This window comes from Corynebacterium sp. ACRPH (assembly GCF_022347285.1).
In the GTDB taxonomy this organism is placed as follows: domain Bacteria; phylum Actinomycetota; class Actinomycetes; order Mycobacteriales; family Mycobacteriaceae; genus Corynebacterium.
Window position 1 is genome coordinate 78,286 of sequence record NZ_JAKRND010000011.1, and the last position, 6,492, is coordinate 84,777.

Consider the following 6,492-nt stretch of genomic DNA (forward strand, 5'->3'; position numbering starts at 1 on the left):
ACACTTAACATAGCCCCATGTTGAACGTCCTCTCCGGCTTCGCCGTCGTCATCTTCGTCATAGCGATCGGCTTCGGAGTAGGGCGTCTTCGGCTTTTAGGCCCCAATGCGGTCTATACCCTGAACATGTTCGTGTTCTGGATCGCGCTGCCCTGCACGTTGATCACGTTCATGTCGAAGGCCGACATTGCCCAGCTTTTTGGCGCAAACCTTCTGGTCGTAGCACTGTCCACCCTCACCACGGGATTCTTGGCCTTCCTCGGCTATCGCTGGATTACGCGGCGATCCACCGAGGATTCCATCATCGCGATGCTGGCCTGCACCTACTGCAACGGCTCCAACCTGGGCATCCCACTCGCCGCGCATTTGATGGACGACCCCACGCTCACCCTCCCGGTGATCCTCTTCCAGGTCGGCTTCTACGGCCCGCTGAGCGTGCTGGCCCTGGACATGCGCACCGGCGGCAAGCAGACCACGAACTTCGTGCGTTCTACCCTGCTGACGATCCTGAAGAACCCTCTGATCATCGGCGCCACCATCGGCATCGCCATCTCCCTGCTGCAGCACCACACGGGCTTTACCCTGCCGACGATCGTCGCAGATCCGCTGGGGATCATCGCGGACGCCACCGTCGGCTGCGCACTGATCGCCTTCGGCATGTCCATGGCGGAGGTACGTGTGCTCCAGCCCGGCCTGTCGCCCCGTCGCTCCGTATGGGCGGCGTCGTTGGTTAAAACCGTCGTACATCCCGCCATCGCCGCGTTCTACGGTGTCTTTCTTTTCGACGCCACGTCTCAGTTGCTTTTGGCCATGGTTCTCCTCGCGGCTCTCCCGACCGGGCAGAACGTCTTCACCTACGCCCAACGTTTTGACGTGAATAAAGTTTTAGCGCGAGACACCGCGGTGGTTTCCACGGGTCTCGCGCTACCGGTGATGGCGCTGATTATGGTACTTCTAAGTTTCTGATAGTTCGCTCAAGCTTAGTCCCAGGATTCCGACGAAAAAGACGAAGTACAGGAGAATAAAGGCAGCGGATACCACCACAGATGCAATGGCTAGGTTCTTTGCTTTGTCCGATGCATCCTGTGCACCTGAATAATCGCCGCGGTACCAGCGGCTTTCTACCTGTGAGGAGTAGTAGATTCCCACTGCGCCCAGGGGCAGGCAGCACAGAAGGGTGGCTAGAATAGTCGCCCACATCCAGTTATCCGGCGGGGTGCTTCCCACGCCCGGCTGGTAATTCTGCCCCAGCTGCGCGCCGTAGCCGGCGGACTGATTCGGGTAACTGTTGTTCTGATAGCTGCCGTAACTCGGCGGCTGGTTCTGGCTCGAGTTCTGGTTATACCCGCTGTTGTAGGGGTACCCCTGGTTTCCCTGCTGGCCGAAAGGGTCCTCGTTGGAAGGGTTCTGATCGTATGGGTTGGTCACTGACTTCCTCGGCTAACTTCTTGGAGTTGGTTGGTAACTGAAATACGTCATTAAAATACCAAAGCAGCGCAGAATGTTCCCGAACCGAAAGAAACTATACGCGCAATTCTAGAAACGGCGAGAACGGCAAAATGCGCGCGATGAACCATAGCCCGATCACTACCCCCACTGCCATGGGGGCATGTCGGAAATGTTCCCAGTTGGGAATTCGTTTCCCCCATGATCGTGCGGTCCAGGCCACCCAGCTCCAAATCAACAAGATGACGGCGAGGATCCCAACCGCGTTGTAGTGCAGCGCGGCGCTGAAATCCCCCTGAACCAGCGCCTGGATCATGCGCATCGATCCGCAGCCGGGGCAGTTAAATCCGAATAGTGCCTTCGTGGGGCATTCTGGGATCATCCCGCCCGGGGTCTGCGGATCAGCTGCGGCTATGGCGCAGCACGCACACACCGCTACCGCGCCGACTGCCAGCGGCAGCAGCTTTTTGAAAGCACCAGTTCGAATATCGCCACCGGCGCCTGACCGCGTTCCTATCGCCACAGCAGCAGCGCGTCACCCTGACCGCCGCCGCCACAGAGGGAAACGGCAGCCTTGCCGGAGCCGCGGCGCTTCAGCTCGTGCGCCGCGTGAACCACAAGGCGGGCACCGGAGGCACCGATCGGGTGGCCCAGGGAAATGCCGCCGCCGTGGATGTTGGTCTTCTCCAGCGGGTAGTCCAGGTCCTTGATGGACTGTGCGACCACGGAGGCGAATGCCTCGTTGATCTCCAGGAAGTCCAGGTCGCTGGCCTCCCAGCCGGCCTTCTTCAACGCCGCGGCGGTAGCCTGCGACGGCTGGGAGTGCAGCTTGGTGTCCGGACCGGCGGTCTGGCCGTACTCGCCCAGGGTGGCCAGGATCTCCAGGCCCTTGGCTTCCGCGTTCTCGCGGGTGGTCAGCACCACCGCTGCCGCACCGTCGGAGATCTGGGAGGCAGAGGCTGCGGTGATGGTGCCGTCCTTCACGAAAGCCGGGCGCAGCTTCGCCAGTCCCTCGGCGGTGGTGCCGGGGCGGATGCCCTCGTCGGCGGAGACGGTCACGGTCTCCTTGCGGCCCTTGACCTCGATGGAGACGATCTCGTCGTTGAAGACACCGTCGTTGGTAGCGGCCTCGGCCAGCTGGTGGGAGCGGGCTGCGATCTCGTCCTGCTCCTCGCGGGTGATGCCGCGCTCGGCGTTGCCCTCGTCGGTCTCCAGGCCCATGGCGGTGCCCTCGTTCGGGTCGGACAGGCCGTCGCGCTCCAGGGAATCCTGCAGCGCCAGGGAGCCGTAGCCCTTACCCGCGCGAACGCCCGCGGCGATGTGCGGGGCGTTCGTCATGGACTCCTGGCCACCGGCGACGACGATGCTGGCGTCACCCAGACGGATCAGGCGGGAGGCGTTAATCACGGCATCCAGGCCGGACAGGCACACCTTGTTCACGGTCATGGCGGGGACGTTCATCGGGATACCTGCGGCCACGGCGGACTGCTTCGCGGGGTTCTGCCCGGAGCCCGCCTGCACAACCTGGCCCATCAGCACGTAATCCACGGCATCCGCCGACACACCGGAGCGCTCCAGCACGGCCTTGATGGTCTCTGCACCCAGATCGACCGCGCTCTTCTTCGCCAGCGCGCCGAGCATGCGTCCCTGCGGGGTGCGTGCTGCGCCTACAACGACAATGTCCTTCGGGTCTTCCTGCAAGGTCATCTGATAAATCCTAACTTTCGAAACTAGTGGCGTCATCGCTTAAAAAAGCCTGCGTCGTGCCCTCAAGTATGGCACGAACGATGGCCCAGCGAAGCCGATTGGGGGTCTACCCCAGCGCCGTCCTAAACGGCACTGCGGTCTTTTCTTCTACCTCTTCTTTGGTGACGCCGGGTGCCAGCTCCACCAGTGTCAGCCCATCTTCGTCGCGGTCGAAAACCGCAAGGTCAGTAATGATCCGATCGACCACACCGAGGCCGGTAGTCGGCAGAGTGAGCTCCTCGATGAGCTTCGGCTCCCCGGTCTTGGTGGTGTGGTCCATGAGGACGATCACCCGGCGCGCGCCGACGACCAGATCCATGGCGCCACCCATACCCTTGACCATCTTGCCGGGCACCATCCAGTTGGCGATGTCTCCGCGGGCGTTGACCTCCATAGCACCGAGGATGGCGACGTCGATCTTGCCCGCGCGGATCATGCCGAAGCTTAGGGCGGAATCGAAGTAGCTGGTGCCGGGCAGCGCCGTCACTGTCTCCTTGCCCGCGTTGATGAGGTCCGGGTCGGCGTGGCCCGCCTCCGGGTAGGGGCCGATGCCCAGCATGCCGTTTTCCGATTGCAGGGAAACGGTAACGCCTTCCGGCACATAGTTCGGCACCAGAGTGGGCATGCCGATGCCGAGGTTTACGTACTGGCCGTCTTCGAGCTCCTGAGCGGCACGGGAGGCCATTTCTTGCCTGGTCCAGCCGGTCATCGCACGGTCTCCTTCTCAATCATCTTGTCGGCTGCCTGTTCCGGGGAAAGCTCCACGATTCGGTGGACGAACACGCCGGGCAGGTGGATGTCGTCCGGGTCGAGCTCGCCGACCTCCACAACCTTTTCGGCCTCCACGATGCAGATCTTGCCGCTCATGGCAGCCAGCGGGTTGAAGTTGCGGGCGGTCTTGGCGAAGCGCAGGTTGCCGTCCTTGTCGGCGACGGCGGCGCGGACCAGGCCAAAGTCGGCGCGGATGGCGGTTTCCAGCACGTAGTCCTCGCCGTCGATGGTGCGGGTTTCCTTCGCCGGAGAGGCCACCTCCACCTTGGTCTTGTCCGCCTGGTCGTACTTCCACGGCATGCCGCCCTCGGCGACGAGCGTGCCCACGCCGGTGCGGGTGAAGAAGGCGCCGATGCCGGAGCCGCCGGCGCGCAGCCGCTCCGCCAGGGTGCCCTGCGGGGTGAGCTCTACCTCGAGCTCGCCGTCTAGGTATTGGCGGGCGAACTCCTTGTTCTCGCCGACGTAGCTGGCCACAATGCGGCGCAGCTGGTGGTTCGCCAGCAGCAGCCCCAGGCCGCGGCCATCCAGGCCTGCGTTGTTACTAACCGCTTCCAGGTCTTTGACCTGCGCGCGGCTGAGCTCCTCGAGCAGAACCTGCGGGATGCCGCACACCCCGAATCCGCCGACGGCCAGGGTGGCGCCGTCTTTAATGTCAGCGATTGCCTCCGCGGCAGTGCGCAGTTTTGAATGATGTGGCGCTGTGGTGCTCACGGTTGCTTCCTTTCTGTTTGAGTCAGTTTGGGCTCTGTTTAGGGGGTTGGGTGGTTGCCTACTTCTGGTAGATCCCGAGCAGCTCCACTGCGTGCTCGCGCAGCTCCACCTTGCGGACCTTGCCCGATAGCGTCATCGGGAAGGAGTCCACGCACTCGACGTACTTCGGGATCTTGTGGCGGGTCAGTTCACCAGCGCAGAACTCGCGAATGGCCGCCTGATCCAATGGCTCGGTGTCCTCGCGCATGATGATGAAGGCCATCAGCTCCTCGCCGTACTTCTCGTCCGGTACACCCACGACCTGCACGTCGGAGATGGCCGGGTGAGTCATGAGGAACTCCTCAATTTCCCGCGGGTAGAGGTTCTCGCCACCGCGGATCACCATGTCCTTCGCACGCCCGGTGATGCGCGCATAACCTTCCTCGTCCATCGTTCCCAGGTCGCCGGAGTGCATCCAACCGTCCTCGTCGATGGCGTCCGCCGTCTTGCCGGGCATGTCCCAGTAGCCCTGCATCACCAGGAAGCCGCGGATCAGGATTTCGCCCTGCTCGCCACGCTTCACGGTCTCGCCGGTCTCGGGATCCACGATCTTCACTTCGATGTGCGGGTTGGGGCGGCCGACGGTACCCACGCGCTTCTCGATCGGGTCGTCCACCAGCGTCTGGTGGTTCACCGGCGAGGTTTCCGTCATACCGTAGGCAATGGTGATCTCGTTGATGTTCATAATGTCCATCACCTGCCGCATCGTGCGGGTGGGGCAGGCGGTGCCGGACATGATGCCGGTGCGCAGGCTGGACAGGTCGTAGGTCTTGCCCTTGGCCTTGGCGTGCTCGATCTCGTCGAGCTCCGCCATGAACATCGTCGGCACACCGTACAGGCTGGTGGCCTTGCCGTGCTCGACGGCCTCCAGCACCGACTGCGGGTTGAACACCGGGCCGGCAATGATCGTCGTTGCACCGTGGGTGATGGCACCCAGGTTGCCCATCACCATGCCGAAGCAGTGGAAGAAGGGAACGGGGATGACGACCTTATCCTGGTCGGTGTACTGCAGGGTCTCCCCCACCAGGTAGCCGTTGTTCAGGATGTTGCGGTGGGTCAGGGTGGCGCCCTTGGCCATGCCGGTGGTGCCGGAGGTGTACTGGATGTTGATGGGATCGTCCGGGTGCAGCTGCTCGCGCACCGGGTTCAGATCCAGGATCGCGTGGTTGGCCAGCTCGTCCCAGCGCTCGGAGCCGAAGAAGATCGTCTCCTTGTAGTTGTGGCGGCTGAACTGGCTTTCCGCAGCGTCGATCATCGCGCGGTAGTTCGAGTCCTTGAAACGGCCCGCGGAGAACAAGCCCTTCACTCCGGACTGGCCCATGGCGTAGACCAGCTCCTTGTGACGGTAGGACGGGTTGATGCAGACCAGAATCGCGCCAATCTCGGCAGTGGCGAACTGCACCAGAGTCCACTCCCAGCGGTTGGGCGCCCAGATGCCGATACGGTCGCCCTTGCGGTAGCCAGCAGCATGTAGGCCGGAAGCCAGGCGCTGCACCTTGCGGTAGAACTCCGTGTACGTCAGGTGCACATCACCGTAGAAGTCGATGATCGCGTCGTGATCCGGGTACTCGGCCACGATGCGGGCGAGGCACTGGCCGATGGTCTCGTCCAGCAGTTCTACGTCGGTACGTCCAACCTGGTGCGACAGGGTGGGGTCCAGATCCGCCGGGTCGGAAATAACAATCGGGCGGTCGTTGCGAGTCGGGGTAGTCATGGTTATCAACCTTTTCGTGGGAAAGGAATCTTGCGTTGAAGCAAAGTCGGGTGGGCGGGGTGGAAT

7 protein-coding genes are annotated in these 6,492 nt (G+C 62.7%); 1 reads left to right on the forward strand and 6 read right to left on the reverse strand.

The features are described from left to right. Positions 1–17: 17 nt before the first annotated feature. On the forward strand, positions 18–965 hold the full coding sequence (locus tag MHX66_RS07355) for an AEC family transporter (RefSeq protein ID WP_239201842.1): 948 nt from the start codon (positions 18–20) through the stop codon (positions 963–965). Here the strand turns inward: MHX66_RS07355 and MHX66_RS10635 are convergent. From MHX66_RS10635 to MHX66_RS07385, 6 genes are all read right to left on the reverse strand, one after another. Beyond that, positions 954–1,427 (reverse strand): CD225/dispanin family protein, encoded by a 474-nt coding sequence (locus tag MHX66_RS10635; protein WP_239201844.1) that lies wholly within the window; start codon positions 1,425–1,427, stop codon positions 954–956. The two genes, MHX66_RS07355 and MHX66_RS10635, sit on opposite strands and share 12 nt — an antisense overlap. 94 nt (positions 1,428–1,521) lie before the next feature. After that, complete coding sequence (locus MHX66_RS07365; protein ID WP_239201851.1) at positions 1,522–1,968, reverse strand: DUF2752 domain-containing protein; 447 nt, start codon at positions 1,966–1,968, stop codon at positions 1,522–1,524. Further along, on the reverse strand, positions 1,959–3,152 hold the full coding sequence (locus tag MHX66_RS07370; protein WP_239201852.1) for an acetyl-CoA C-acetyltransferase: 1,194 nt from the start codon (positions 3,150–3,152) through the stop codon (positions 1,959–1,961). Before MHX66_RS07370 ends, MHX66_RS07365 begins: the two co-directional genes overlap by 10 nt. A gap of 106 nt (positions 3,153–3,258) precedes the next feature. Further along, complete coding sequence (locus MHX66_RS07375; protein WP_239201853.1) at positions 3,259–3,900, reverse strand: CoA transferase subunit B; 642 nt, start codon at positions 3,898–3,900, stop codon at positions 3,259–3,261. Next, positions 3,897–4,673, reverse strand: coding sequence for a CoA transferase subunit A (locus tag MHX66_RS07380; RefSeq protein WP_239201854.1), 777 nt, complete (start codon positions 4,671–4,673; stop codon positions 3,897–3,899). Before MHX66_RS07380 ends, MHX66_RS07375 begins: the two co-directional genes overlap by 4 nt. Positions 4,674–4,731: 58 nt before the next feature. Next, positions 4,732–6,426, reverse strand: coding sequence for an AMP-binding protein (locus MHX66_RS07385; RefSeq protein ID WP_239201855.1), 1,695 nt, complete (start codon positions 6,424–6,426; stop codon positions 4,732–4,734). Between the last annotated feature and the right edge of the window lie 66 nt (positions 6,427–6,492).